The following is a 25,331-nucleotide window of genomic DNA, read 5'->3' as shown; positions in this document are numbered from 1 at the left end:
CCAATGAGACAACTTCTCGCCCTCGTGTCCCTTCTCGTGGTCGCCGCCACTGCCTCGGCCCAGCAAGTGGACGTGCAGGAATTCACCCTTCCCAACGGCATGAAGTTCCTGCTGGTGCCGCGGACCGACCAGCCCAACGTCATCAGCGCCGGCTGGCTGGCCAAGGTCGGCTCGGTCAACGAACGGCCGGGCATCACCGGCATCAGCCACTTCTTCGAACACATGATGTTCAAGGGAACCAACACCATCGGCACCCGCGACCCGCAGAAGGACGCCGAGTACCGCGCCCAGCAGAAGGCCCTGCGCGGCCAGATCAACAACCAGGTGTGGACCACCCAGTACACCCGCTTCTTCAAGGGGGAGATCGACGATCCGTGGAACCCCTCCAATGACACGACCGAGCTCAAGGACCTTCGCGCCCAGCTGAAGAAGTCGATGGACCAGCAGCAGGGCCGCTCCTCCGCCGACGCCATCTCCAAACTGAAGAAGGATCTGGCCGCGCTGCCCAAGACGGACGAGGGCAAGAAGCAGACGGAGGAGATCCAGAAGCAGATCGCCAAGCTCGAGCTCGAGCAGACCGCCCAGTCCAGCATCGTCAAGGATGAGTTCGACCAGGTCTACACCAAGGCCGGCGGCAGCGGCATGAACGCCTTCACCAGCTACGACATCACCTTCTTCTTCATCAACGTCCCGTCGAACAAGTTCGAGCTGTGGGCCTGGATGGAGAGCGACCGCCTGATGGACAGCGTCTTCCGCGAGTTCTACTCGGAGCGCGACGTGGTGCACGAGGAGCGCCGCCTGCGCACCGAAAGCACGCCGACCGGGCGCTTCCAGGAGCAGTTCGAGGCGATGTTCTGGATCTCGAGCAACTACCTCTGGCCGGTCATCGGCTGGACCAGTGATCTGAACAGCTACACGATGGATGGCGCGATGGAATACTGGAACACCTACTACCGCCCCAACAATTTGGTGGGTGTGGTGGTCGGCGACTTCAAGCCCGAAGAGGTCAAGGCCAAGATCGAGCAATACTTCGGACGGCTCGAGCCGGGCAAGATCCAGCCGCCGCCGGTAGTGACGCTGGAGACCAAGCAGATGGCCGAACAGCGCATGAACGCCGAAGGCGACTTCCAGCCTGAAGTCGAGGTGCGCTACCACACCGTTCCGCTGGGCCACAAGGATGGCTACGCCCTCGACATGATGAGCGAGGTGCTCAACGGCCGCACCGGCCGCCTCTACAAGGGCATGATCGAAGGCCGCAGCATCGCCTCCAGCGCCAGCGCCAACTACGACGGCCGCAAGTACGCCGGCGCGTTCTCCTTCGACGCCGAGACCAAGGGCGACTCCACTCCGGAGCAGCTTGAGCAGGCCTGGTACGACGAGCTGAAGAAACTGCAGGACGAGCTGGTGCCCGACCTCGAGCTGCAAAAGGTGAAGAACGGGGTGGCGGCCAACAGCTATCGCCGCCTTCAGAACAATTTCTCACTGCTGGTGCAGCTGGGTTTCGCGGAGAGCACCGTCGGCTGGCGCGAGCTCAATGAACTTCCCAAGAAGCTGCAGGCGGTGACGGCGGCCGACATCCAGCGCGTGGCCAAGACCTACTTCGACGTGAGCAACCGCAGCGTGGCGACCTACAAGCGCAAGGCCGGAGCGGCCGCCGCCGGGGACGATCCCGATCTGGCCTCGCTGCCCGCGCCGATGCGGGCCCGCGCCAAGCAGATGGCCTCCCAGCTGACCCAGGAAACGGATCCGGAGAATCTTCGCAAGGGGCTCGAGGCGATGGAAGCCCAGAGCGCCCAGGTTCCGCCGCAGATGAAGCCCATGTTCGACTACATGAAGAAGAAGATCAACGACCGGATCGCGCAGCTTGAAGCGGGCGGCGCGCCGGCCGCGGCCAAGGACGCGCCCGCGGCTCCGGCGGCAGGCAAGACTCCACCACCGGCGGCCCCGCCCACCAAGGGCGCTCCTCCGGCGAAAAGCAAGACTCCCGCGGCGGGAACGCCAAAGAGCGGCGGACAATGATTCGTTTCAAAATGAAGAACGGAACCAACACCATGAAGACCACCATCGCAACACTCGTGCTCGCAGCCGTCGCCCTCCCCCTCTTCGCCGCTGATTCGCAAAAGGGAACGGGCGTTCCCAAGCGCCCCGAGGAGATCAAGTACGGCCCGCTGACCTTCGAGCCGCCCGAAGCCGCCAAGTTCCGCTCCACGCTGAAGGACGGGACGCCGGTCTACATGGCGGTGAGCAAGGAGTTCCCGCTCATCAACCTGTCGATGACCTTCAAGGGCGGCAGCTACCTCGAGCCCAAGGACATGGTCGGCCTGGCCGGCATGACCGGGCGCATGATCCGCGAAGGCGGCACCACCACCATGAAGCCGGCCGAGTTCGACGAGGCGCTGGACTTCCTCGCCACGCAGGCTTCCGCGAATTGCGGCGACGTCACCAGCTCCGCGGGCATGAACTGTCTTTCGAAGAACTTCGACGCGAGCCTGAAGCTCTTCATGGACATGCTGCGCAACCCGGGGTTCGACGCGGCGCGCCTCGAAACCAACCGCGGCCAGGCCCTGGAGCAGATGAAGCAGCGCAACGACGACGCGGGGTCGATCATGGGACGCGAGTGGAGCCGCCTGATGTACGGCAGCGACCACTTCGAGTCGCTGGACTCCACCGAGGTCAGCCTGAAATCGATCACCCCGGAGAAGATGCGCGAGTTCCAGACCCGCATCTTCAATCCCGGCAATGTGATCATCGCCGTCAGCGGCGACTTCGAGCCGCAGGAGATGCTGGCCAAGCTCAACGCCGCCTTCGACGGCTGGGCCCGCGGCGAGAAAATGCCCGACCCGCCCGCGCCGACCGCAACGATCGTGCCCGGGATCTACCACGTGCAGAAGGACATCCCGCAGGGCAAGGTGCGCGTCGGCATGCGCTCCATCAAGCGCGACGACCCCGACTACGTCCCCTACCTGATGCTTAACGACATCCTCGGCGGCGGTGGATTCACCAGCCGCATCATGCAGCAGGTGCGCAGCAACGAGGGGCTGGCCTACTCGGCCGGCAGCCGACTCTCGCCCAAGGTCTACTACCCCGGCGTCTTCGCAGCGGCCTATGAGAGCAAGAACCCCACCGTGGCGCTGGCGGCCAAGATCGTGCTGGAGGAGATGGACAAGGTCCGCAACCAGCCCGTGACCGACGAGGAGCTGGAGACCGCCAAGCGGCAGTTCATCGAGACCTTCCCGCGCACCTTCGAGAGCAAGCCCGCCATGCTCGGCGTGTTCGTCAACGACGAAATGACCAACCGGCCCAAGGACTACTGGAAGACCTTCCGCGAGAAGGTGATGGCGACCACCCCCGCCGACCTGCAGCGGGTCGCCAAGAAGTACGTGGATCCAAACCAGATGGTCCTGCTGGTGGTGGGCGACTGGAGCACCGTCGGCCCCGGCGACAGCACCGGCCGCGCCAAGATGGACGACCTGCTCGGCGGCAAGGTGACGCACCTGCCGCTGCGCGATCCCATGACGATGCAGCCCATCGTGAAGATGGATCAAGTCGCCCCCACGCCTCCGTCGACCGGCGGCGAGGGACTGGCCCAGCCCCGATAGCCGCTGATGACTCTGTTGAATCCCACGCTCGCTCCGACGCTTCCGCCCGGGCATGACGCCGCGTTGGACGCGATCGAGGCCAAGGTGCTTGGCGGCATCCGCCTGAGCGAGGAGGAGGGCCTGCGCCTCTACGAGACGCGCGACCTGCACCGCGTGCTGGCCCTGGCGGACCTGGTGCGTCGGCGCCTGCACGGGAAGCGCGCCTTCTACAACGTCAACCGTCACATCAACTACTCCAATGTCTGCGCGCTCTCGTGCAAGTTCTGCGCCTTCCACCGCAAGAAGGGCCAGGAGGGCGCCTATGAAAAGACGGCCCAGGACATTGCCGGGGAGACGGCCGCAGCCGCGGCCGCCGGCGCCACCGAGATCCACATGGTCGGCGGTCTCCATCCCTGGCTGCCCTTCGAGTGGTACCTGGACGTGCTGCGGGCCATGAAGGCCGCGGCGCCGGGGATCCACATCAAGGCCTTCACCGCAGTGGAGATCGTCCACCTGCAGCGCGTGTCCAAGCGCGGCGGCGAGGACTACGAGGGCATCAAGGCGGTGCTGCGCGACTTGATGAATGCGGGGCTCGGTTCGCTGCCCGGAGGCGGCGCCGAAGTCTTCGACGACCGCGTGCACGACGAGGCCTTCAAGGGAAAGATCCGCGGCGACCACTGGCTGGATGTGCACCGCGCCGCGCACGAGTTGGGACTGAACTCCAACGCCACCATGCTCTACGGCCACATCGACCGCCGTCCCGAACGGCTTCATCACCTGGGGCTGCTGCGGGCGCAGCAGGATTTCACGCTGCGGGGGTGGGCGCGGGCGCAGGGCATCCGCATGAAGCATCCCGACGAAGTGGTGCTGACCGGTCCGGAGGAGTTCTATCCGCGTCAGCGGCTGCCCATGGCCGGACATGAGGGACTTTCGACCGGATATTTCCAGACGATCATTCCCCTGCCCTTCTACCCCAACGAGAGCGAGCTGGAGCATCTGCCGGCGCCGACCGGCATCGAGAATCTGCGCACGTTGGCAATCGCCCGGCTGATGCTGGACAACTTCCCCCACGTGAAGGCCTTCTGGATCATGCAGACGCTGCCGATGGCCGAGCTCATGCTGGGCGCGGGCGCCGACGACCTGGACGGCACCGTGGTGTGGTACGACATCACCAAGGCGGTCGGAGAAGGAAACCACCAGGAGACCTCCGTCCACGATCTGGTCCGCGCCATCCGCAACGCGGGGTGCGAGCCGGTCGAGCGCGACACGCTCTACCGACGCGTCGATCGCGACGGCGCGACGTGGTCTCTGTCCGGCACGAGTTGATCCGCGTCGCCCATCGATCTGTCAAAAAATGAGGCTGCGCCCACCTTGGGCGCAGCCAGCACGCTCGGTGTGTAGATGTGAATCTCCCCCGGACGAGCGTGCCGATTTCAATTACGCGCTTGATTTTGGGCCGTGTGACGGAAACGGGCCGTTTTTCAGCCTGATTGCGGCCATTTTCAGGGGCCGCCGTCGATCGCCTGAATCTCCTGCTCGGCGCGTCCGAGAGCCCATCGCCATTCCGGCATGCGCCACCAGGAAGAGAGGCCGAAGACGCAAACGATGCCCGCGACGGTGATCGCCCCGAGCTGCGCCAGCCATTGCATCCACGAAGTCCCCGTCGGAAGCGCGAAGGCCAGGGCGCCGGTGGCCGCCGTCATGGCCAGCGTCACGGCGGCGATCTTGATCGCGGCGAGGCGCGTGTGGGCGTCGAGGACATCCCCGATGCGATGGCGGAGCTTGTGGATCAGGATGACCACCTGGATCCACGCGCAGATGGTGGTGCTCCAGGCCAGCCCCGCGACATTGAGCGGCGTCCAGATCAGCGTGCAGTTGAGGGCGAAGTTCAGCCCCACCATCTGGATGGAGATCCGGGTCGGCGTCTTCGAGTCGCCCAGCGCGTAGAAGGCCCGCGTCATCGTGTGCATCACGCTGAAGGCCGCGACCGCGGGGGCGTAGCCCAGCAGGATGGTGGCCACGCGGGCGGTGTCCTCGGGTGTGAACCGGCCGCCCTGGAAGATCACCGCCGTCAGCTGCTGCCGCACCACGATCAGCCCGGCGCTGGCCGGGAGCCCGATGAAGAGCGCCAGCCGCAGCCCGCGGCGCAGCGTGTGCGCGAAGAGCGCCGGATCGGAGGCCTGCCGCGCCAGCGTGGGAAAGATGGCCGTGGCGATGGCGATGCCGAAGACTCCCAGCGGAAATTCGTAGAGGCGCTGCGCGTAATTGAGCGCCGCGTTGGAGCCCGTGTCAAGGGGAAAGTCGAAGCCGAAAATCGTGGGGCCGATCACGGTCGGATAGCTGGCGATCAGACCGTCGACGAAGGTGTTGAGCTGAAAGACGCCCAGCCCCACCATCATCGGCAGCATGGTGGTGAGCATGGTGCGCAGCGAATCGCGGCTGTCCCGCCATTGCAGAGAGAGGCCGATGCCGCGGCCGCGCAGGCTCCATGCCATCCACAGCAGCTGCAGAACGCCCGCGCCGACGACGCTCCAGGCGACGATCTGAATGTGCGCCGCCCGCTCCATGCCTCCGTGCACATAGGAGACGCCCGCCGACGCGGCGACGATGGCCGCGTTCAGAAGAATGGGGCTGGCGGCGGCGGCCCCGAACTTGCCGTGCACGTTGAGCACGCTTCCGATGAAAGCCACCACGCAGACCAGCGGCATGTAGGGAAGCATGGTCGCCATCAGCTGGAAGGCGAGCCGCTGGTTCGCATCCTCGGCCGGCAGCGAGAGCAGCACCAGTTCCCCGGCCGCGGTGAGCGCGGCGAGAACCACCGCCAGCAGCGTGATCGTGACCGAGGCGAAGAGCCGCGCCCGCGCCGGGTCGGCGTGGTCGAGCTTGGCATAGACCGGAGTGAATGAGGCGCTCAGCGCGCCCTCGCCGAAGAGGCGACGGAAGAGGTTGGGCAGCATGAACGCGAAGGCGAAGGCGTCCATCACCGGACCCGCGCCGAAGACGCGGCTCTGGGCCGCGTCCCGCACCAGCCCCGACGCGCGGCTGACCAGCGTCAGCAGCGAGACCGTGCGCGCGTGCTTTTCAAACGACATGATCGGACCTCGTCACGGGGGGAATAGGTATTCTCGAATATCGACATGAAGCGAATCCCGCCTGCAATCATTCTCCTCGTTGCGTGGGCGGCGCTCGCGACCGGCTGCTCATCGGGGCCGGACATGATTCTGGAGAGCGACGTTCCGGCTCCGCCCTCCATGGAGAGCCGCCACAGCGCAAACATTGACCAGCGCAGCGGCACGCTCGACGGCGGACTCTTCACCTTCCGCGGCGCCATTCCGGATACCGTCGAGTTCGCCGACAAGGCCGTCGCCATGTTCCAGGGCCAGGGCTGGCACGTGACCAAGCGCGAGGTCCATCCGACTTCGGGAAGCCTCTTCTTCCGAAAGGGGGACCGCGAGGCTGAGCTGAATTTCCGGGCCGGGCAGCTGAATCCCTCGATGAGCGAGGCGACCGTGATCATCCGTCCGGTGAAGTGACGCCCGCTGCGGCGCGAGCCGCGTTCTTCAGGCCGAAGTCACGGAGGGATCGCGCGGGATCCCGGCGCTTTGGCGCTCGCCCCACATCGCGATCAGGCTCTCGGCGATGCCGCGGTAGTCGTCGGCGCCGGCGCACTTTGGGTCGTAGTCGAAGATGGTCTTGCCGAAGGAGGGCGCCTCGGCCAGCTTGATGTTGCGCCGAATCGGCGGCTGCAGCAGTCGGCACTCGCTCCAGGGCAGGTCGCTTCCGCGACAGCCCTCGAAGTGCTGGCGGATCTCGTCGACCACCGCGCGGCCATGGCTCGACTGATTCTCGTGCATGCAGAGCACAACTCCGGTGCAGCGCAGCCTGGGGTTCAATCCCGCGGTGATGTCCGCCACGGTCTGCAGGAGTTTTTCCAATCCGCGCAGCGCCAGATAGTGCGCCTGCATCGGAACGATCACCTCGTCGGCGGCGGTCAGCGCGTTCACACTCAGCACGCCCAGACCCGGCGGACAGTCCAGCAGCACCACATCGAAGCGTCCGCGCACCGTTTCAAGGGCGTTGGCCAGCACGCGCTGCGCGTCCTGCTGCCCCTCCGCCAGGGCCAGCTCCGGATCAGCCGGGACAAACCACAGATTCTCCCTCGCGCGGGTGATGCATTTGGCCAGCGGCAAGGGCGGATCAGCAAAAAGACTCGCGGTGCCCGGCAGCGGCGCGTCGGCGGAGGATTCCACGCCGAAGTGCAGGCTCAGATTGGATTGCGGATCGAGGTCGATCAACAGTGTGCGCAGCCCGGTGGCGGCCAGCGCGGCACCCAGATTGACGGTGGTGGTGGTCTTGCCGACGCCGCCCTTCTGATTGAGGAGCGCCACCACCCGCATTGTGGGCTTGCCGTCCATGCGGCGAGTATAGGGAATCACGGCGCCGAAATGACGCGCTGAACCGGAGGATCGATCCACTTCGAGGCCTCGAGTTGGATGAGCGGCGGGCCGACATGCCAGGGCGGAGTCGCGGCGATCGCGGACTGGCGCGACGCGGCGCCGCTGGTCGAGCGGGAGATGCCGATCACGAAGGGACGTCCCTTGGCGTCCGCGGGCAGCCATTCCTCGGGAATCTCGATGACGCAGCGCCAACGGTCGGCGAAGGAATCCGTGCGGACCTCCGGCTCGGGGGCGCCGCCCGGCGCGTCGACGCCGCGCACTCCCGCCTCGCCGACGCGGACTCGACCCATCGGCCGGCCGCTGTCGCCGATGCGAAGGTCCAGTTCATCCTCGAGCCGGACCTCGCGGCGCAGGCACTCGGCGAAGATTTCCCAGCGTCCGAATTTGCGGCGCACGCTTGCGGTGGTGCCCCAGCCCGCCGGAACCGGCTGGATCTTTCCGGTTTGCGCGTCGGCCAGCGAAAGCATGGGCAGAAAGAGGCCCAGCGAATAGCCGGGCGGTCGGATCACGCACTGCGCCGGCGCCACGCTCATGCGCTGCATTCCGCCCGGCCCGGTGAGCTGCAAAGAGCCGACGATCGGGCTGGATTCCCCGGTGAGCGGATCAGGCATCAGCTCCGCGGGCCGGTCAATGGAAAGACGCCCCATGCCGTAGGGCGGAAGCAGCATCGCCAGCGGCGGCAGGCTGGGCGCCTCGACCCAGGCGAATTGGATCACGATCTCCTCGGGCGAGGCGTTGCACGCGGCGAAATGGATGGCGCGGCCATCGTCGGCCTCGGGCCAGAGCGTGACCGGAGAAATATTCCGCAGCAGTCCCAGCGACGCCTGCATCGACTGCTCGTCGGTTCGGTCGGTGGTGATCAAGCTCGCAAGCAGCGACGAGAGCGCCTCGGCGTTGGCGATCCAGCAAGCCTTGCGGGTCGGAGTCTTCGCGGAGTCGGTTCCGGACTCGGTGCAGACCGCGGTGAGCCGCTCCCGGATCTCCGCCGCGACGCCCGGGCTCTGCCGCTCAATGCGCTCGATGCCCGCCTGCCAGAGCTGGGCGCGGTGCAGCGCAAAGAGGCGCTGCGCCTCGTCGCCGCTCGCAGGCGGTGGCTTCCGGTCCGCCTGGTCGGCGAGGAGCCACCAGCGGAACCACTCCGATGGAGATTCCGGATCGGGCAGCGCGTAGGGATCGCCCAAGGCCAGGGGAAGCTTTGCCCCGTCGGGCTCGAGCTCGGCCAGCTCCAGCCATGTCGGCTCGATGGTGGAATCGCCCACGCGAAGCCGGCCGCGCACGTCGCGCGGCGTCCGCGCCAGCAGCACGACCGATCCCGACACTTCCGGATCGTGATCCTTGGGCGCGTCGGCGATGGGGCGAATGTCCAACTGTTCCTGGGACTGTGTCCAGGATCGCTCCATCGGCGGTGCCTTGGCGCCGATCCACGCGACCACCCCCTCGAACGCGGGAGCGCCATCGACGGGCGCGATACCCAGGCTTGAGGGCCACGATTCATTGGCCGGATGCTGGTGGAGCGGAATGGCGATCACGCCGCCACGGACCGCGGCTGGTCGATCCATCGCCGCAGAAATCTGCGCAGCGGCCTCGGACGCGAGTGCGATCGACGCGAGCGAACCGACCGCGAGCGCGCGCCACAGGTCTGACCTCATGGTTTCGCGGGAGGCTGCGCCGGACCGTCTTTCGAGGATGGGCTCGGAACTGCGGGCATCGATTCGCTCTTTGTCCCAGCAGTGGTCGGCGCTGCCGCGGCGTTGTCGGCCGGCTTCGCCGGCGCCGCCTTTGGAGCGGGCATGTCGACGCTGTGATGTCCGAACCCGGCGTCCTTGGAGGAAACCTTCGCCGGCGAGTCCCGGTTCGCGGGCTCGACTCCCGAGCGCTCGCTCAGCGGCTTGACCTTCACCAAGCCCTCCACCGGCGCTTCGCCGATCCGCGCGTCGGGTCCGCCGACCGATTTCGGCGTCAGTTGTGTTCCGGGAGGAGTGTTGGCGCCGATCTGGCCCTCGCGGATGCCCGAGGCCTTGAGCTTGGTGAAGTCGGGTTGTCCGATGTGAAAGGTCGTTCCCGCCGGCCACTGGGCGAAGGTCTTCGACAGCGTCTTTCCATAGACCGTCCGGTAGGCGCCCTGGTCGAAGACCGCGTAGACGCCGCCCTGAGAGCGCACGAAAAGATCGGGCCTTCCCGCGACGCCGTACAACTTGTTGAAGTTGGTGGTCGTGCTCAGCTCGACCGGCTGGATCCGCAGCGAGGTGCCGGTCACGGATCGGTCGGCGAGTCCCTGCTCGATCGGCACGAGATCGCCGGGCTTAGTGGCGTCGTCCATGGCGAGGGCAAGAACCAGGATGGAGGCGGCGGCAAACATCGGTTGGCTAGTGTAGCTCGGCAGAAACCGGGACTAGCCTTGAACCCGGGTGGTGGCGGCGGGCAGTTTTTTGACGCCATCCGCGGTCTGGACCAGCAAACCGATGGCGGGGTCGCAGCGCAGCACCACACCCTCCACCGCCCCCTGCGGGGTGAGGAACGTCATGCGCAAGCCCGCAGTCCGGTCCAGCGACTGGTATGCCTCCTCGATCACGCGGTCGGACGCAGAGAGAAACTGATCCAGCAGCCGCGTCAGCCGCAGCAGCACCGCGAGCCGGTCGCAGGGCTGCTCCAGCTGCCGCAGGCTGATGGCGCGCGGCACGAGCTCCGCCGGAAAGACCGTTTGCCCGACATTGACGCCGATCCCGATCAGGGATCGCTCATTGCGGCTCTCGACCAGGATGCCAGCAAGCTTCTGCGGCGGCCCGCCGCTCCGCGCCACCACGATGTCATTGGGCCACTTCACCCCGATCCGCGCTGCGACCTCATGGTTGACCAGGGAGCGCAGCGCCGCCGCCGCTGCGATCGCCGCGGCCATCGCCAGCCGTTCGGCGGCCTGCGGCTTGACCACAAAGGTCACCGCGAGCCCCTCGTCGCCGGTGTCCGCCCATTTGGTTCCCAGCCGGCCGCGACCAGATCGCTGTCGGCCCGCCGCGACGACGCACCCCAGCGGACTCGTGGCGGCGTCCTCCTGCGTGCTTCCGGTCTCGTTCCGCACGCTGGCACAATGCAGATGGACGAGCCCGGCGATTTCCTTCTGGATGGCCGCGCTCCACAACTCGACCGGCGTGTCCATGGTGGCGACGGATGCGCGGTCGCGTGCCTCGCTCATCGGCGGAGGGCCCTTCGCTGCGCGGGTTTGATGTCCAGACCCAGGTCGATCTGAGGCGCGGAGTGCGTGATCGCGCCGACGCTGACAAAATCCACGCCGCTGCGGGCGATCGCGCCGACGGTGCGCAGCGTCACTCCCCCGCTGGCCTCCAGCTTCACGCGCGGCGCGAGCAGGTCGCGAAGCGCGACGGCTTTCCGAAGCTTCGCGGCGCTCATGTTGTCCAGGAGCACGGCGTCCACCGCCGCGGGGCGGATCCGCAGCAGGGACTCAAGCTGGCGCAACGAGTCGACCTCGGCCATGGTGAACGAAAGCTTGCGCTTCCGCCGGGCTGCCGCGGCGCCGCGAGCGATCGCCGCCGCCATGCGATCGGGCACCAGTCCGGCCACGTGGTTGTCCTTGGCCAGGAAGGCGTCGAACAATCCGGCGCGGTGCGAGTCGCCGCCGCCGCAGCGGACCGCGTATTTCTCCAGAGCTCGCAGGCCGGGGGTGGTCTTGCGCGTGTCGCGGATTCGCGCGGCGGTTCCCCGGGTCCGATCCACGAAGGCGCGGGTCAGCGTCGCCACGCCGCACATGCGGCCCAGCAGGTTCAGCAGCGTGCGCTCCAACCGCAGGATTTCGCGCAGACGTCCGGAGACCCGCATCAATGCCTGGCCCGCGCGAAAGCGCTCGCCGTCGCGCAGGAGCAGACGGATCTTGATCGAGGGGCCCGCGATTCTGGCCAGCGCTTGCGCCACCCCGGCGCCCGCGAACACGCCGGCGGATCGGGCGACCACGAAGGCGGTGGCGCGGCGATCGACGGAGATCATGGCATCTGAAGTCACGTCGCCGGCGGCGCCGAGATCCTCGCGGAGAAATCCCGCGAGCCTGCGGCGCAGCTCGGCGGACGGTAGCGGGATTCGCGCGGATGCGGCACTCTTCGATCGGTTCGCACCACGGCTCTTCATCGCGGACGGCATGGAGCCGATGGTACGCTCCGACGCATGGCCAGCATTTTCACCCGCATCATCCGCGGCGAAATCCCCTGCCACAAGATCCTGGACAACGAGCTCGTCATCGCCTTCCTCGATGTGAATCCGCTCTCGACCGGCCACGCGCTGGTGGTGCCCAAGGAGGAGAAGGCCTTCCTGCATGAACTCTCCCCCGAGAGCGCCCGGGCCCTGGGCGAGGCAATTTCGCGCGTCGCGGCTGCGGTGATGAGGGCCACCGGGGCTGCGGACTACAACGTGCTGCAGAACAACGGCGCCCGAGCCCATCAGGAGGTGCCGCACGTGCACTTCCACGTCATTCCAAAATACAAGGATGGGAGCGGGCTGGGAATTTCCTGGCCCGCAAAGCCGGTGCATCATCCGGAGGCTGCGCTGCTGGCTGCGCGGATGGCCAAATCGCTGGGCGATTGACCCCGCTTGAATCAAAGCACTTGCGGCGCCTTCGCAGATCTATTTGGTGAAGGTCACCTGGCCCCAATGGTCGATCTGGTGCATGTTCACCGCCCACTGCGGAGTCCAGACCCAGTTCTCCTCCTTGGAGCCGGGCAACTTCACATATCCCGTGGGGACTTTTTCAAGCGGCCACTGCACACGCGAGAAGTTCATGCGCCACATCTCGCCGACCACCGGCGTGTCGCCGTTGCGGACATTCTCCGCGGCATCATCGGTCACGGTGACCGGTGGCCGCAGACACTTGAAGGGAATCATGATCTCGATCGCCCATCCCTCGTCCACATCCGTCGAGTCGTTGAGCGTGCCGACCCGGTCGATCGCCCCGTCCATCCCCTCGCAATTCCATTCGGTGTGGGCCTGACCGCCGAGGCGGTACTCGCGGTTGAGGTAGAGGTCGAGGACGGTGCCGATGACGTTGACCTCGATCTCGTAATAGGAGTCATGGTCGCCGTCGGGATCGAGGAAGACCTCGAAGTCATTCTCGTGGTAGACCATCATGTCGCGCCGGTCGTAGGTGCCCCACAGGTCGGGCTCCTGCAGAAAGGCCGCGATGTAGAGGTTCTTGTCGTCCCACAGCATCTTCATCCAGGATCCGTACTTGGGAATGGGGCCGCTGCCCGTGATGTCGAGGAAGGGCTCGCTCCACGGCGCGTTGGTCCACACCGCGTCCTCGAGCAGGCCGTCCAGGACCGGAGGTGTCATCGTGTAGCGGCAGGGATAGCGGCGCACCGTGCCCGGCGCCAGCTCGCGCGGCCACGGCGCGTAGGAGCTGTCCTGCTGGCACCCGGCCAGCACGAAGAGCGCCAGCAGCCATGCGCGCGACCTTCGGATCACTTGCGGTTCACCCTCGCGCTTTTCGTCCGATTGGAATCCAGGATGGCGGCGCGGGCCGCGGCCAGCCGCGCCACCGGCACGCGGAAGGGCGAGCAGCTCACATAGGCCAGCCCCACCTCGTGGAAGAAGGCGATGCTCGCCGGATCTCCGCCATGCTCGCCGCAGATGCCCAGCTTGATGTCGGGGCGCGCCTGGCGCCCGAGCTCGACCGCGGTGCGGACCAGCGAGCCGACCCCGGCCACGTCGATCGAGGCGAAGGGGTTTTCGCGGGTGATCTCAAGCTCCGCGTAGCGCGGCAGGAAACTGCCGGAGTCGTCGCGGCTCATGCCCAGACACGTTTGCGTGAGATCGTTGGTGCCGAAGGAGAAGAACTCCGCGGTCTCGGCGATCTTGTCGGCGGTCAGCGCGCCGCGAGGAATTTCGATCATGGTGCCCACCATGTACTGCAGTTTCTGCCGGGTGGCCGCCATGACTTCCCGGGCCACGCGGTGGGTGAGCTCGACCTGGATCTCCAGTTCGCGGGCAAAACCCACCAGCGGAATCATGATCTCGGGGCGGACCTTGATCCCCTCGGACTGAACTTTTGCCGCCGCCTCGAAGATGGCCCGCACCTGCATCTCGCTGATCTCAGGATGGACGGTGCCCAGGCGGCAGCCGCGGAATCCCAGCATCGGGTTGAACTCGTGCAGCTCGCGGACGCGAGTCGCCACGTGTTCGGCGCTCACGCCAAGTTTGTTCGCCAGCGCCTGCTGCGCCGCCTCTTCGTTGGGAAGGAACTCGTGCAGCGGCGGATCGAGCAGGCGGATGCACGCGGGGCCGCCGTCGAGCGCCCGGAAGATCCCCTCGAAATCGCCGCGCTGGAAGGGCAGCAATTTGGCCAGCGCGCTGCGCCGCGCCTCCTCAGTGCGGGACATGATCATCTCGCGCATCACGTCGATCCGGTTGGACTCGAAGAACATGTGCTCGGTGCGGCAGAGGCCGATCCCTTCGGCGCCGAAGGCCAGCGCGTTGCGGGTCTGCTCCGGCGTGTCCGCGTTGGTTCGGATGCCCAGGCGCCGGTACTTGTCGGCCAGTTTCATCACGAAGGCGTAGTAGCGGTAGACATCGCTCTCGGATGGCTTCAGGGTCTTGGCGATGAGCACCTGCTTCAGCTCGCTGTCCGCGGTGTCAATGTGCCCCGTGAAAACTTCGCCGGTGGTGCCGTCGATCGAGAGCGCGTCGCCCTCGCGCAGCGTCTTGCCGTTGCAGGTGACGGTGCCCTTGTGGTAGTCGATGTCGAGCGTGCCGGCGCCGACTACGCAGACCTTGCCCATCTGCCGCGCGACAAGAGCGGCGTGGCTGCTGACGCCGCCGCGCGCCGTGAGAATGCCCTCGGCGGCGATCATGCCGCGCAGATCCTCGGGACTGGTCTCGACGCGCACCAGCACGACGCGCCTCCCCTTCTGCACGAGCTCCTCGGCCCTGCTCGCGGTCAGCACGATCTCGCCGCTGGCGGCGCCGGGGCCCGCGGGAAGTCCCTTGCACAGGAACTTGCCCTGCGTTCGCGCCGCTTCGTAGGCCTTGCGGTCGAAGATCGGCTGCAGGAGCTGGTTCATCGCTTCCGGATCGGCGGAGCGGATCGCATCCTCCGGCTTCATCAAACCCTCGCGCACCATGTCGTGCACGATGCGCACATAGGCCAGCGCCGTGCGCTTGCCACGCCGAGTCTGCAGCATCCAGAGTTTCTTGCGCTCGATGGTGAACTCGAAATCCTGCACGTCGCCGAAGCGCTTCTCCAGCGTCTTGCGCACCTTCACCAGCTGGGCGTAGGCCGGGGCCATGTTCTTGTTCTGGGCCATCTGCTCCACCGGCAGCGGCGTGCGGATGCCCGCGACCACGTCCTCGCCCTGGGCGTTGACCAGGTACTCGCCGTAGAAGACGTTCTCGCCCGTCGCCGGGTCGCGGGTAAAGGCCACGCCCGTTCCCGAGTCGTCGCCGGTGTTGCCGAAGACCATCGCCTGCACATTCACCGCAGTGCCCCACTGCGCCGGAATGCGGTACTTGGCGCGGTAGACGATGGCGCGGTCGTTCATCCAGCTGCGGAAGACGGCGGCGATCGATCCGATGAGCTGATCCATCGGGTCGTTGGGGAATTTCTTGCCGGTGCGCTCGTGGATCAGCGCCTTGAAGCGGTTCACCAGCTCATGCAGGTGCGTCTCGGTGAGGTGCGTGTCCTCGGTCACGCCGGCCTCGCTCTTGAGGCGGGCCATCACGTCCTCAAAGGGATCGTGCTCGTTTTCGGTGCGCTTCTGCACGCCCATCACCACGTCGCCGTACATCTGGATGAAGCGGCGGTAGCAGTCCCAGGCGAAGCGACCATTACCGGTGGCCTCCTTCAGAGCCAGCACCGTGCGGTCGTTCAAGCCCAGATTCAGAATCGTGTCCATCATGCCCGGCATGCTCTCGCGGGCTCCGGAGCGCACCGAGACCAGCAGCGGGTTGTGCGCGTCGCCGAACTTCTTCCCCACCGACTTCTCCAGGCGCGACACGTAGGACTTCAGATCCTTCAGCAGCGAGGGCGGCATCTTGCGACCGCCCTCGTAGTAGAGGTTGCAAACCTCGGTGGTGATGGTGAAACCTGGAGGCACGGGCAGGCCGATGGAGCACATCGCCGCGAGGTTGGCCCCCTTGCCGCCGAGCAGGCTCTTCAGATCGCCGCTGCCTTCGGTGCCCTTGGCGGCGAAGAAGTAGATCATCTTGCCGGCCTTGCGGGTCGCGCTCTTCGGCGCGGCGGCGGAGCGGCTGGACTTCTTCTTGGAGCGCGGCGTGGAACGGGCGGGTGTGGCGAGCGACATGAGGAACCTCTTTGAAATTGTGCGACGGAGCGGGCAAGGCGGCTTGGGCCGCGGACGCACAAGGATAAGGATTCCGTGCGTTCCCGCACGTCCGATCGAAGGGGCTCGAAATCCCTAGCATCACGTCATGTCGACGGCCCGGCGCCTGGATTGGAACCTGCGACCCCTGGAAGTGCTGCGGCGCTGGCCGGCGGAAACGCCTCTGGCGGCGCTGCTTTCCGGCGGGGATTCGCCCTGGTCGCGGGTCACCGTGATCGGAGCGCCCGGCCGGTGGAATGCGCTGCGACCGGTCGATGGATTGAAGGCGGGCGATGCGATCGAATGGCTGCGCGCGATCACGCGCGAAACGGTCTCCGCCAAACCGACGGGCCGAACCGACGACGGACCACCGATGGGACCCGGCTGGTTCGCGCAATTTTCATACGAACTCGGCGGCGTGCTGGAGCCGACCGCGCGCGACCGGACGACTTCGGCTCGAGCCCGCGACGCTTCACGGGCATGGCCGCTGATCCAGGTGGCGCGCTGCGAGCACGCCTTCGTGTTCGACCATCTTCAACGGCAGTGGTGGTCCATCGGCGGCGCCATCGACAGGGTTGCGCTGCGCGACCCCGAAGTGGCGGAGCATTGCGAGTGCACCTCGCTCGAGGAGGAGTCCTCCGACGCCGAGTACGCCCAAGCCGTGCGGCGGACCATCGAGCTCATCCACGCCGGCGACCTCTTTCAGGCCAACATCGCCCGGCGCTGGCACGGCGAGCTGCGCGGCTCACCCCGGGCCTTCGCCCATCGCGCGCTGCAGAGCAGCGCCGCCCGCTACGGCGCCTGGTTGGAGACGCCCGCGGGAATGCTGGCGAGCATGAGCCCCGAACTCTTCCTGGATCTCGACGAGCGCCGCCGCGCGGTCTCGCGCCCCATCAAGGGAACGCGGCCCAGCGAAACGGGCGCCGCGGAGCTCGCCCGCAGCGGCAAGGACGCGGCGGAGCTGCACATGATCGTGGACCTGATGCGCAACGACCTCTCGCGGGCATGCCGACCGGGCACGGTGCAGGTCCGCGAGGCGCGGACGCTGGAGACCCACGGCACCGTGGTGCATGGCGTGGCGGAAATTCACGGGGAGCTGCGGGACACCTGCGACCGCGCCGATCTCCTGGCGGGAACTTTCCCGCCGGGATCCGTCACCGGCGCCCCCAAGATCCGCGCCATGCAGGTCATCGACGAACTGGAGCGTGTGTCGCGCGGCCCCTATTGCGGGGCGATCGGCTATCTCAGCGACTCGGGGGCGATGAAGTTGAGCGTGGCCATCCGCACCGCGGAACTGCGCGAGATCGAGCCGCGACGCTTCGCCCTGAGCTACGCCGCGGGCTGCGGCATCACCAGCGACTCGCGGCCCGACGAGGAGGTCGCCGAGTCGCACGCCAAGGTGCGCGTGCTGGAGCAGGCGATCCGCGAAACCGCCCTGTCCGGAGTGTGAATCGCATCACAGCCGGCGGGACAATTCCGCCGCTTGTGCATGAGACTTTTTTTCTCAGCGCGGAATGATCTTCTTGGCCTGGACGCGCTCCACATAGAGCGCGATCTGGGCCGCGACCGTCTTCTGATGCGCCGGATTGAAGGAGAAATCGAAGACGATGCCCGCGTAGGTGTTCTGCATGGAGTCGATGTGCGTGTGCAGGAGCTTGCCCCGGCAGACGATCGGCACGGGATTCGCCTTGCCCATGGCGATCCGGATCCAGAAACTTCGGTTGCGTGAAATAGCCGCCGCCTCGCTGGGCGCAAACTGAATGCCCACACCGCCGCCGCTGACGTTCATCAAGGTTCCCTCGATGGGCGCACCCAGCTCCGGCATCATGGAATGGTCCGCGTCCGGCACCGCGTTCTCGCCGCGCGAAACGGCCTCGAAAGCGAGCTCGTTGGCGCGCTCGGCCAGGCTCACGCTGCGCGGATCGGTGAGGGTCCAAAGCGTCGCCTTGGGAAGCTGCAATCCCTGCAGGTCGAAGCGGTCGTGTTTGCGGTGGCAGCGCTCGATCGATTCCGGCTGGGCCAGGAAGAGCGAGAGCGAGTGCGGAAAATGCGGGGGCTTGGGCAGGATGCTGGTGCGGAAGGCGAAGCGGTTCTGCCCCACCACGAAGGCGGCGTTCAGCTTCACTCCCTCGCGCAGCTTGATGGTGCGACCGATCGCCGAGGGCGACTCGACCTCGATCATGTTGTCGTGCAGAGCCAGCATCTGGCTCCGCCAGATGATGTCCACTCCCTCGTCGGCGCCGGGCTCGCGCTCCACGGCCAGTTCCAGCATGCGCTGGCGATCCAGCACCTGTTGCAGGCTTTTCTTCCAGTCGGTATTGCGGCTTCGGGTCGCGGACATGCCTTGGCTATCGGCACGAAAAGAGGGCGACTTTAGGAGATGCCCCGCAGGCGATCCACCGCTGGAAGCAGCTCGGTCCACATGTCGGAACTGAAATCGCCCTCGGGAAGCTCGACGCGCCAGTCGGTGACTTGGGCGACCCGCAACCGGACCCCCGATCCCGCCTGCAGATCGCCGCGGCTGTGGGGCCGATCCAGCAAAACCGTGTCAAGGAACTCCCCGTCGAACTTCCGGACGATGAACCAGGCCTGCTCGATGCGGTCGGGATCCTCGCCCCCCTCCAGCGGCGCCTGCACCTGGAAAGCACGCTCCACCAGGGCCTGGTGGGCCGCGTCGGGGCTGCGCCGCAGGCTGGCGAAGGCCGTGGCGAAGGCGTCGAAGTGCTTCTGCGCCCGCGCGGCGGTCGCATCGATCGCATGCTCGGTGGCAAAGAGCGCCGCGTGCCCGGTCTCCAGCGCCTCGATCACCTTGGCGGGCCAGGTCCAGACTTTCTTGAACTCGCCGACCGTTTCGGGGTGGCAGACAACGGCGCGCACCCCAAGCAGCGGCGAGTAGCCCTCTTCCGATCGGGCGGCGGCGCGGAAGGTGTTCGATCCCGGTGCACCATCCTCCACGGTCGCGGCGACTTCCTGCCAGGGTTGCAGGCAGACCTCGAGACCGGGGCCGACTTCGATCTTCTCGCCCGCCTCGGGCATGTCGCCTTCAAGCAACAGGCCCGCCATGGCGTCGATCAGGATCAGACCGGCGCGGACGTGCTTGGCGGGAATCTCCATCAGCTCCAGCTCGGGACGGCCGCAGCGCCACAATCCGGTTGTGAAGAGCAGCGTCGGTCGATCCTCGTTGGCTTCCTCCCCCGCGACGCCGACGCCGCCCACGCGCCACAGCCAGCGCTCATGCGGCTTTGCCTCGGGCAAAAGGAATCCCGCCTCCAGCGTCTCGCGCGGCATGAACTGCCCGGTGACGGCGTCGAGGATTCCGGCGACATCGCCCAGCGCCCCGCCCAGCAGGGCGACCGACTTGAAATAGGCCTCGTGCGGCTCGCTCTCGGGCAGCATCACCTGCATCCGCACGACCCATTTGCAATCGCGAATCGCCTGCAGACCCTCCTCATCCTGAATCGGAATCGCCGACTCCGCCCACACCACCGCCGGGGCCTCGATGTCATCCAGCGTGAAGGCCATGACCCAGAGCACGCCCTCTTCCTCGCTTTCGGGGGCTTGGGCGTCGATGTCACGGCCCAGCCACGCCGTGAAGGCGCTGCCGATCTCCTCGCGGGTCGGAGCTTCCTGGTGCGGCCAAAAGGCCACCCAGCTCGAGGAGAAAGCCTCGCCGAGCGTCCATGGGGATGCTTTTTCGGAATCGTCGGGCTCGGAGGCTTCGGGTTCTGCGTCCATCGCGGGCTTTCTCAGCGAGAGTTTCGCATCTTATAGGATCCTCATGCGAAGTTCTTCGCGCGATCTGCATTCAATTTGAAATTGCCTCTGGCGTTTCGATCAACGCGGGCTATTGATGGCTCATGTCATTTGAATCCGTCCGCTCCCTGCTCACGCGACTCGTGCGAATTGTGCTCGGCTCCAAGCCTAAGCCGGTTCCGGTTCGCGTCAGAATGGGACCGAGACGGAGTGTTCGTTAACCCTTTCCTCGAACACAGATGATTGGCAAACCTCGTCCTCGTGCGAGGTTTGCTGCGTTTTGGGCTTCGCGGTGAAAGCTGGAATCACCGCGAATCACGACACGAAAGCGCGGTTGGCCGTGAAAACAATCAGCCGAGGTTGCCGCGACGCCTCGCCGATCACTTCGCGCCGGGCATCGAGGCGTCCGGAGCCACGGCGTCCGGAGCGTCGGCCTCCGGGGCATCGTCGCCGGCGGTCGGGGACTTCTTGCGATTCTCCGCGCGGATCCGCGACTCTTCCTTCTCGTACTGATCGATCAAGGTGCCGAGGCTCTTCACGTCGGTGGTGATGGAGATCCGCTGCGTGCCGCCCTGCACACCCTGGCGAATGGTCAGCAGCGCCGGAGGCCCGTCGGGCAGGTGGAAATCCTTCATTTCAAGGGTGCCCATGGTGCCCACAATCGAGCGCAGATCCAGCGACGCGAACCAGTCGGTGTTGCCCCACGCGTTGGCGTTGATCTGAGAGCGGATGTCCTTGGTGCTTGGAAATGAAATCTTTTCCCCTTCCGGTACGCCGAAATCGGGCGTCACCTTGGTGGTGACGTTGTTTCCCTTGAGGTCCATGGCGATGGTCAGGGGCTTGGCGGACTTGTCGATGGCTTCGATCTGCTCCTGGCTCAGGTCCCCTTCCAGCGCCGACGCGATGCGCTTCAGACGCTTGGCGTCGGGCGTGAGCGTGGTGGTGAGCGTGTCGCCGACACGCTCCACCTTCGCCTCGCTGTAGATGCCGGTCTTGGCGAAGAGGTCGATGCCCTCGGTGTAGGCCTTCTGGAAAGTCGCGGCGTCCTTCACGCGCAGGCCGATCATGTAGCCCGGCTTGCCGCCGACGTCGCCAAAGCCCAGGGCAACTCCGCCGCTCATCATGGCGATGACCTCGCGCATTTTTTCCGTGGCCGCAGTCCACGACTTCTTCTGCTCGTCGGTGGCGCCCAGCGTCATCATGGCGTCGTCGAAGGTGACCTGCTTGTTCAGCGAGATGCCCATGGTGCTGCGCGAGAGGCCCGCGTAGACCGGCATGCCCGGCGGCAGCAGGGCCAGATCCGCGGCGGATTCCGCGGCCGACGTGCCCTCGGGCCAGGCGTCGTTGCGGGTCCAGTCCGTCCAGACATTCAACTGATCGCCCTGCATGCCGATCGAGAAGGAGGCGCTCTTGAGCTCGGTGATGAAGTCCACGAAGAGGGTCGCCTGGTCGCTGATCGCGGCCCCCATCTGCTGCTTCATGTCGGCGTCCTCGCGCTCCTGCTCGGTGGCGTCCTTGCCCACCGGCGGCGCCTGCCCGAAATTCATGCTGAGAAAGCTGGTCGCCATGCGCAGGTTGTCCTCCTGCTCGCGGATGATCGAGGCCAGGTCGAGCCGGCCGCTGATGGCGCCGGCCGGAAGCTGCTTGAGCAGCGGACACACGGCGCTGCCCGCGGCGGGCACCCCGTAGGCGATCTTCTGGTCGCTCACCACCACCATGTCCTTGGCGAGGATGGTCACGCTGACGCGCTTGGTCCGGGGCTTGACGTTCTCCGCGGTCGCGCCGGGAATGCGCACCGCTTGATAGGAGCGGATGTCGGGGCCGCCCATCGGATTCGCATCGGGATCATTCTCACCCGCGACCGGCATGGTCGACCAGAGCAGCACCGGCTGGTCCAGTGGAATCTCCAGCTCGGTCTTCAGGTTGGTCTTGAGGAATTTCTGGACCGCCTTGTCGCGTGCGAGCACGCCGCGCATGGGTCCGCCAAACGACTCGAGCTTCGCGGTCAGCGCCTCGGCGTCGGCGGCGCTGGGCACGTAGACCACGGCGACGGCGTCGGTGGGCACCAGCGCCGCGAGCTCCGCGGGGACATCCACCGTCGGCCCGATGTTGGCGCTCTTGGCCGCGGGAATCGCCTGGGGCGCGCCGGTGGCCGGCGTGGGCTTCGCGGTTGGCGCGGTGGCGGGCTTGGTGGCAGCCGGTCGCGCTGCGGGAGCGACGGGAGGAGCTTGCAGCAACAGGACGACGGCGAGCAGCGTGGAGAAGGTCATTGAATTGCTCCAGGGAAAGATGAGGTCGGATCAGGCGTGGGAGGGAAATCCTACCCGCATTTGATCCGTCGAATCCTTCGCGGCCCCGCGGCCTACGCCACGATGTTGATCAGGCGGCCGGGGACGATGATGATCTTCTTCGGGGCGCGGCCGGCGAGCAGCTCCAGGATTTTGGGTTCGGCCAGCGCCATGCGCTCGATGCTGGCCGCGTCGGCGGACGAGGGAACGCGCAGATGCGTCTTTACCTTGCCGGAGAGCTGCACGGCGAGCTCGACCTCATCGTCGACCAGCAGCGCGGCGTCGAAGGCGGGCCAGGGCGCGCAGGCCAGAGCCTCGCGCTCGCCAAGCTTGCTCCAGATCTCCTCGCAGAAGTGCGGCGCGAACGGCGCGAGCAGCTTGACGAAGCGGATCAGTTGGTCTCGCGTCAGGCCGCCTTGCGGCGCATTCGACGACGAGGTCGATCGCGTTGCGGCGTTGACCACTTCGATCAGCGCCGCGATGGCGGTGTTGAAGGCGAGGCGGTCGATGTCTTCGCCGACTTTCTTTGTGGCGCGGTGCAGCAACTTTTCGATGGCGGGGTCCGCTTCAGCGGCGAGCAGCAGTTCTCCGGTGTGTTCGTCCACGGCGAGGCGCCAGGCGCGCTGGAGAAAGCGGAAGCTGCCGGCGATGTCGCGTGTGTTCCAGGGCTTGGAGGCCTCGAGCGGACCCATGGACATCTCGTAGAGGCGGAAGGTGTCGGCGCCGAAGTTGGCGATGACGTCATCCGGATTCACCACGTTCTTCAGGCTCTTGCTCATCTTGGCCACCACCTGCTTCACCGGCTTCTTGGTGGCCTTCTCCAGGAACTTGCCTTCGCCGCTCTCCTCCACCGCGTCGGCGGCGACCAGCGTGCCATCGTCGCGCTGGTATGCAAAACTGGTGATCAAACCCTGGTGGAAAAGTCGGGCGAAGGGCTCGGGCGTGGAGACATGGCCCAGGTCGAAGAGCACCTTGTGCCAGAAGCGGGCATAGAGCAGATGCAGCACCGCGTGCTCGGAGCCCCCGACGTAGAGGTCGACGCCCTGCTTGCCCATCCAGTACTTCTCCGCCTCGGGGCTGACGAATCGCTTGGTGTTTTTCGGGTCGCAGTAACGCAGGTAATACCAGCAGGAGCCCGCCCAGTTGGGCATGGTGTTGGCCTCGCGCGTCACCGGTGTCTCCGGCGGCAGATCCTCGGCGCTCACGCCCGCGGCGCCGGCGGTGGTGCGGATCCATTCCGCGGCCTTGCCAAGGAGCGGCCGCGGCGTCTCGCTTTCGGTGGGCTTGAAATCCTCCAGCTCGGGCAGGCGCACGGGCAGTGCCTTCTCGGAAATCGCGAAGGGCATGCCCTGGGGATCGAAGACCACAGGGAAGGGCTCGCCCCAATAGCGCTGCCGGCTGAAGAGCCAGTCGCGAAGGCGGAAGTTGACGCGCTTGCGGCCCAGGCCCTTCGTCTCGAGCCAGGCGATGATTTTTTCCTTCGCCTGCGCTGTCGCAAGACCGTCGAGCGACACTTCCGCGTTGCTGCTTGAGGTCGCGATTCCTTCGCCGCCGTAGGCCGCGCCATCTTCCGCCGGCACGACGCTCGGTGCGATCACCACTGTGCGCATCGGCAGCTTGAAGGCCCGGGCAAACTCGAAGTCGCGCTGATCATGCGCGGGCACCGCCATGATGGCGCCCGTGCCGTAGTTCATCAGCACGTAGTCAGCGGTCCAGATTTGAATGTCCTCGCCGGTGGCGGGATTCACCGCGCAGAGCCCGGTGAAGACGCCCGTCTTCGCCTTGCCCTCGGATTGCCGGTCGATGTCAGAGCGATGCCGCGCGGCCTCGACGTAGGCGACGATTTCTTGTTGCGCGGCGCCGCCCGCGTGCGCGCTGGCCAGCTTGACCAGCGGATGCTCCGGCGCGACCACCATGTAGGTGGCGCCGAAGAGCGTGTCGGGACGCGTGGTGAAAACCGTGAGATCGGGGAAAACCGCCGCATTTCCAGCGGGAGTCTTGGCATTCGCGGAGCTCGATGCTCCGCCTGCCGCGCGGACCTTGAAATGAATCTCCGCCCCCTCGCTGCGTCCGATCCATTCCGCCTGCTGCGTGCGCGTGCTCTCCGGCCATTCGACCAGCTTCAAGTCGTTCAACAATCGCTCCGCGTAGGCGGTGATGCGGAACATCCATTGCTTGAGCGGCTTGCGCATGACGGGGAAGCCGCCGCGCTCGCTCTTGCCGTCGACCACTTCCTCGTTGGCCAGCACGGTGCCCAATTTCGGGCACCAGTTCACCAGCTGCTCACCCAGATAGGTGAGGCGCTTCGCATCGATGGCCTCGCGCCGCTCGCCCGGCGTGCAGTCGTTCCACAACTTCGTTGCCTTGTTCGCCAGCTCGACGCGGCGTGCGCCGGACTCGAACTCTTTCTTCAACTCCTCGATCGGTCGCGCCCTCCTGGCCTTCTCGTCGTACCAGGCGTTCCAGCATTGCAGCCAGATCCACTGCGTGAAGCGCACATAGTCGGGATCGATCGTGGCGAACTCGCGGCTCCAGTCGTAGGAGAAGCCGAATCGCTTCAACTGCTGGCGGAAGGTCTTGATGGCGGCGCTGGTGGTGAGCCGCGGATGCACTCCGGTCTGCACGGCGTACTGCTCGGCGGGCAGGCCGAACGCGTCCCATCCCATCGGATGAAGCACGTTGAATCCCTTCATGCGCTTGGCACGGGCCACGATGTCGGTGCCGATGTACCCGACGGGATGGCCCACATGCAGGCCCGCCCCCGAGGGATAGGGGAACATGTCGAGCACGTAGAACTTGGGCTTGGTGGCGTCGAAGCCCGGCTCGCCCGGATTCCGCGCCTGGAATGACCTCCGCTCCTCCCACCACGCCTGCCACTTGCGCTCGAGTCCATCGGCGAAGGCGGCGTCGTAGCGAAATGGAGTCTCCAGTTCGGTCATG

Annotated in this window: 18 protein-coding genes; 6 read left to right on the top strand and 12 right to left on the bottom strand. The window is 66.4% G+C overall.

Features of this window, described 5'->3' with window-relative positions; genetic code table 11:
• The first annotated feature begins 3 nt into the window (after positions 1–3).
• The 3 genes from K8R92_05325 to K8R92_05315 are packed head-to-tail and all read left to right on the top strand — an operon-like array spanning position 4 to position 4,904.
• Positions 4–2,019 (top strand): insulinase family protein, encoded by a 2,016-nt coding sequence (locus tag K8R92_05325; GenBank protein ID MCE9619309.1) that lies wholly within the window; start codon positions 4–6, stop codon positions 2,017–2,019.
• A gap of 11 nt (positions 2,020–2,030) precedes the next feature.
• Positions 2,031–3,599, top strand: a complete 1,569-nt coding sequence (locus tag K8R92_05320; protein MCE9619308.1) for an insulinase family protein — start codon at positions 2,031–2,033, stop codon at positions 3,597–3,599.
• A gap of 6 nt (positions 3,600–3,605) precedes the next feature.
• Entirely contained in the window at positions 3,606–4,904 is a 1,299-nt protein-coding gene (locus K8R92_05315) for a radical SAM protein (protein ID MCE9619307.1), read from the top strand.
• Between the two features lie 176 nt (positions 4,905–5,080).
• Here the strand turns inward: K8R92_05315 and murJ are convergent, their stop codons facing one another.
• Positions 5,081–6,670 carry a murein biosynthesis integral membrane protein MurJ gene (gene murJ / locus K8R92_05310; GenBank protein ID MCE9619306.1) on the bottom strand — a complete coding sequence of 530 codons (1,590 nt, stop codon included), beginning with the start codon at positions 6,668–6,670 and terminating at the stop codon, positions 5,081–5,083.
• 45 nt (positions 6,671–6,715) lie between these two features.
• Here murJ and K8R92_05305 point away from each other — a divergent pair, with 45 nt between their 5' ends.
• Positions 6,716–7,111 (top strand): hypothetical protein, encoded by a 396-nt coding sequence (locus K8R92_05305; protein MCE9619305.1) that lies wholly within the window; start codon positions 6,716–6,718, stop codon positions 7,109–7,111.
• A gap of 27 nt (positions 7,112–7,138) precedes the next feature.
• Here K8R92_05305 and K8R92_05300 read toward each other — a convergent pair whose 3' ends face one another.
• The 5 genes from K8R92_05300 to nadC are packed head-to-tail and all read right to left on the bottom strand — an operon-like array spanning position 7,139 to position 12,169.
• On the bottom strand, positions 7,139–7,993 hold the full coding sequence (locus tag K8R92_05300; GenBank protein ID MCE9619304.1) for a ParA family protein: 855 nt from the start codon (positions 7,991–7,993) through the stop codon (positions 7,139–7,141).
• 17 nt (positions 7,994–8,010) lie between these two features.
• Positions 8,011–9,684: a hypothetical protein gene (locus K8R92_05295; GenBank protein ID MCE9619303.1), complete on the bottom strand. Its 1,674-nt coding sequence runs from the start codon at positions 9,682–9,684 to the stop codon at positions 8,011–8,013.
• Complete coding sequence (locus K8R92_05290) at positions 9,681–10,394, bottom strand: hypothetical protein (protein ID MCE9619302.1); 714 nt, start codon at positions 10,392–10,394, stop codon at positions 9,681–9,683. The genes K8R92_05295 and K8R92_05290 overlap by 4 nt, the downstream gene beginning before the upstream one ends.
• Before the next feature lie 33 nt (positions 10,395–10,427).
• Positions 10,428–11,225, bottom strand: a complete 798-nt coding sequence (locus K8R92_05285) for a biotin--[acetyl-CoA-carboxylase] ligase (GenBank protein ID MCE9619301.1) — start codon at positions 11,223–11,225, stop codon at positions 10,428–10,430.
• On the bottom strand, positions 11,222–12,169 hold the full coding sequence (nadC, locus tag K8R92_05280) for a carboxylating nicotinate-nucleotide diphosphorylase (protein MCE9619300.1): 948 nt from the start codon (positions 12,167–12,169) through the stop codon (positions 11,222–11,224). The genes K8R92_05285 and nadC overlap by 4 nt, the downstream gene beginning before the upstream one ends.
• Before the next feature lie 36 nt (positions 12,170–12,205).
• Here nadC and K8R92_05275 point away from each other — a divergent pair, with 36 nt between their 5' ends.
• Positions 12,206–12,622 (top strand): HIT family protein, encoded by a 417-nt coding sequence (locus K8R92_05275; protein ID MCE9619299.1) that lies wholly within the window; start codon positions 12,206–12,208, stop codon positions 12,620–12,622.
• A gap of 39 nt (positions 12,623–12,661) precedes the next feature.
• On the opposite strand, the gene K8R92_05270 is transcribed toward K8R92_05275, so the two are convergent.
• Together K8R92_05270 and ppdK are read right to left on the bottom strand one after the other, a co-directional pair.
• A complete protein-coding gene (locus K8R92_05270; protein MCE9619298.1) occupies positions 12,662–13,498 on the bottom strand; it encodes a carbohydrate-binding family 9-like protein in 837 nt (278 codons plus the stop codon).
• Positions 13,495–16,332: a pyruvate, phosphate dikinase gene (ppdK, locus tag K8R92_05265; protein ID MCE9619297.1), complete on the bottom strand. Its 2,838-nt coding sequence runs from the start codon at positions 16,330–16,332 to the stop codon at positions 13,495–13,497. Before ppdK ends, K8R92_05270 begins: the two co-directional genes overlap by 4 nt.
• 127 nt (positions 16,333–16,459) lie before the next feature.
• Between ppdK and K8R92_05260 the strand changes: the two genes are divergently transcribed.
• On the top strand, positions 16,460–17,800 hold the full coding sequence (locus K8R92_05260; protein ID MCE9619296.1) for an anthranilate synthase component I family protein: 1,341 nt from the start codon (positions 16,460–16,462) through the stop codon (positions 17,798–17,800).
• Positions 17,801–17,854: 54 nt separating this feature from the next.
• Here K8R92_05260 and K8R92_05255 read toward each other — a convergent pair whose 3' ends face one another.
• The 4 genes from K8R92_05255 to leuS all read right to left on the bottom strand — a co-directional run bounded on the left by K8R92_05255 (position 17,855) and on the right by leuS (position 25,330).
• A complete protein-coding gene (locus K8R92_05255) occupies positions 17,855–18,691 on the bottom strand; it encodes a flagellar brake protein (protein ID MCE9619295.1) in 837 nt (278 codons plus the stop codon).
• Positions 18,692–18,723: 32 nt separating this feature from the next.
• A complete protein-coding gene (locus K8R92_05250) occupies positions 18,724–20,085 on the bottom strand; it encodes a DUF2314 domain-containing protein (protein MCE9619294.1) in 1,362 nt (453 codons plus the stop codon).
• Between the two features lie 398 nt (positions 20,086–20,483).
• A complete protein-coding gene (locus tag K8R92_05245) occupies positions 20,484–22,373 on the bottom strand; it encodes a hypothetical protein (protein ID MCE9619293.1) in 1,890 nt (629 codons plus the stop codon).
• Between the two features lie 92 nt (positions 22,374–22,465).
• The gene (gene leuS / locus K8R92_05240; GenBank protein MCE9619292.1) at positions 22,466–25,330 is read right to left on the bottom strand and encodes a leucine--tRNA ligase; all 2,865 of its coding nucleotides are present in this window, start codon (positions 25,328–25,330) and stop codon (positions 22,466–22,468) included.
• Between the last annotated feature and the right edge of the window lies 1 nt (position 25,331).

The sequence above is a fragment of the Planctomycetota bacterium genome (genome assembly GCA_021414025.1).
Lineage (GTDB): Bacteria > Planctomycetota > Phycisphaerae > Phycisphaerales > SM1A02 > SYAC01.
Note: the sequence above shows the minus strand (reverse complement) of the source record. Positions and strands in the feature narration are given on the sequence as shown.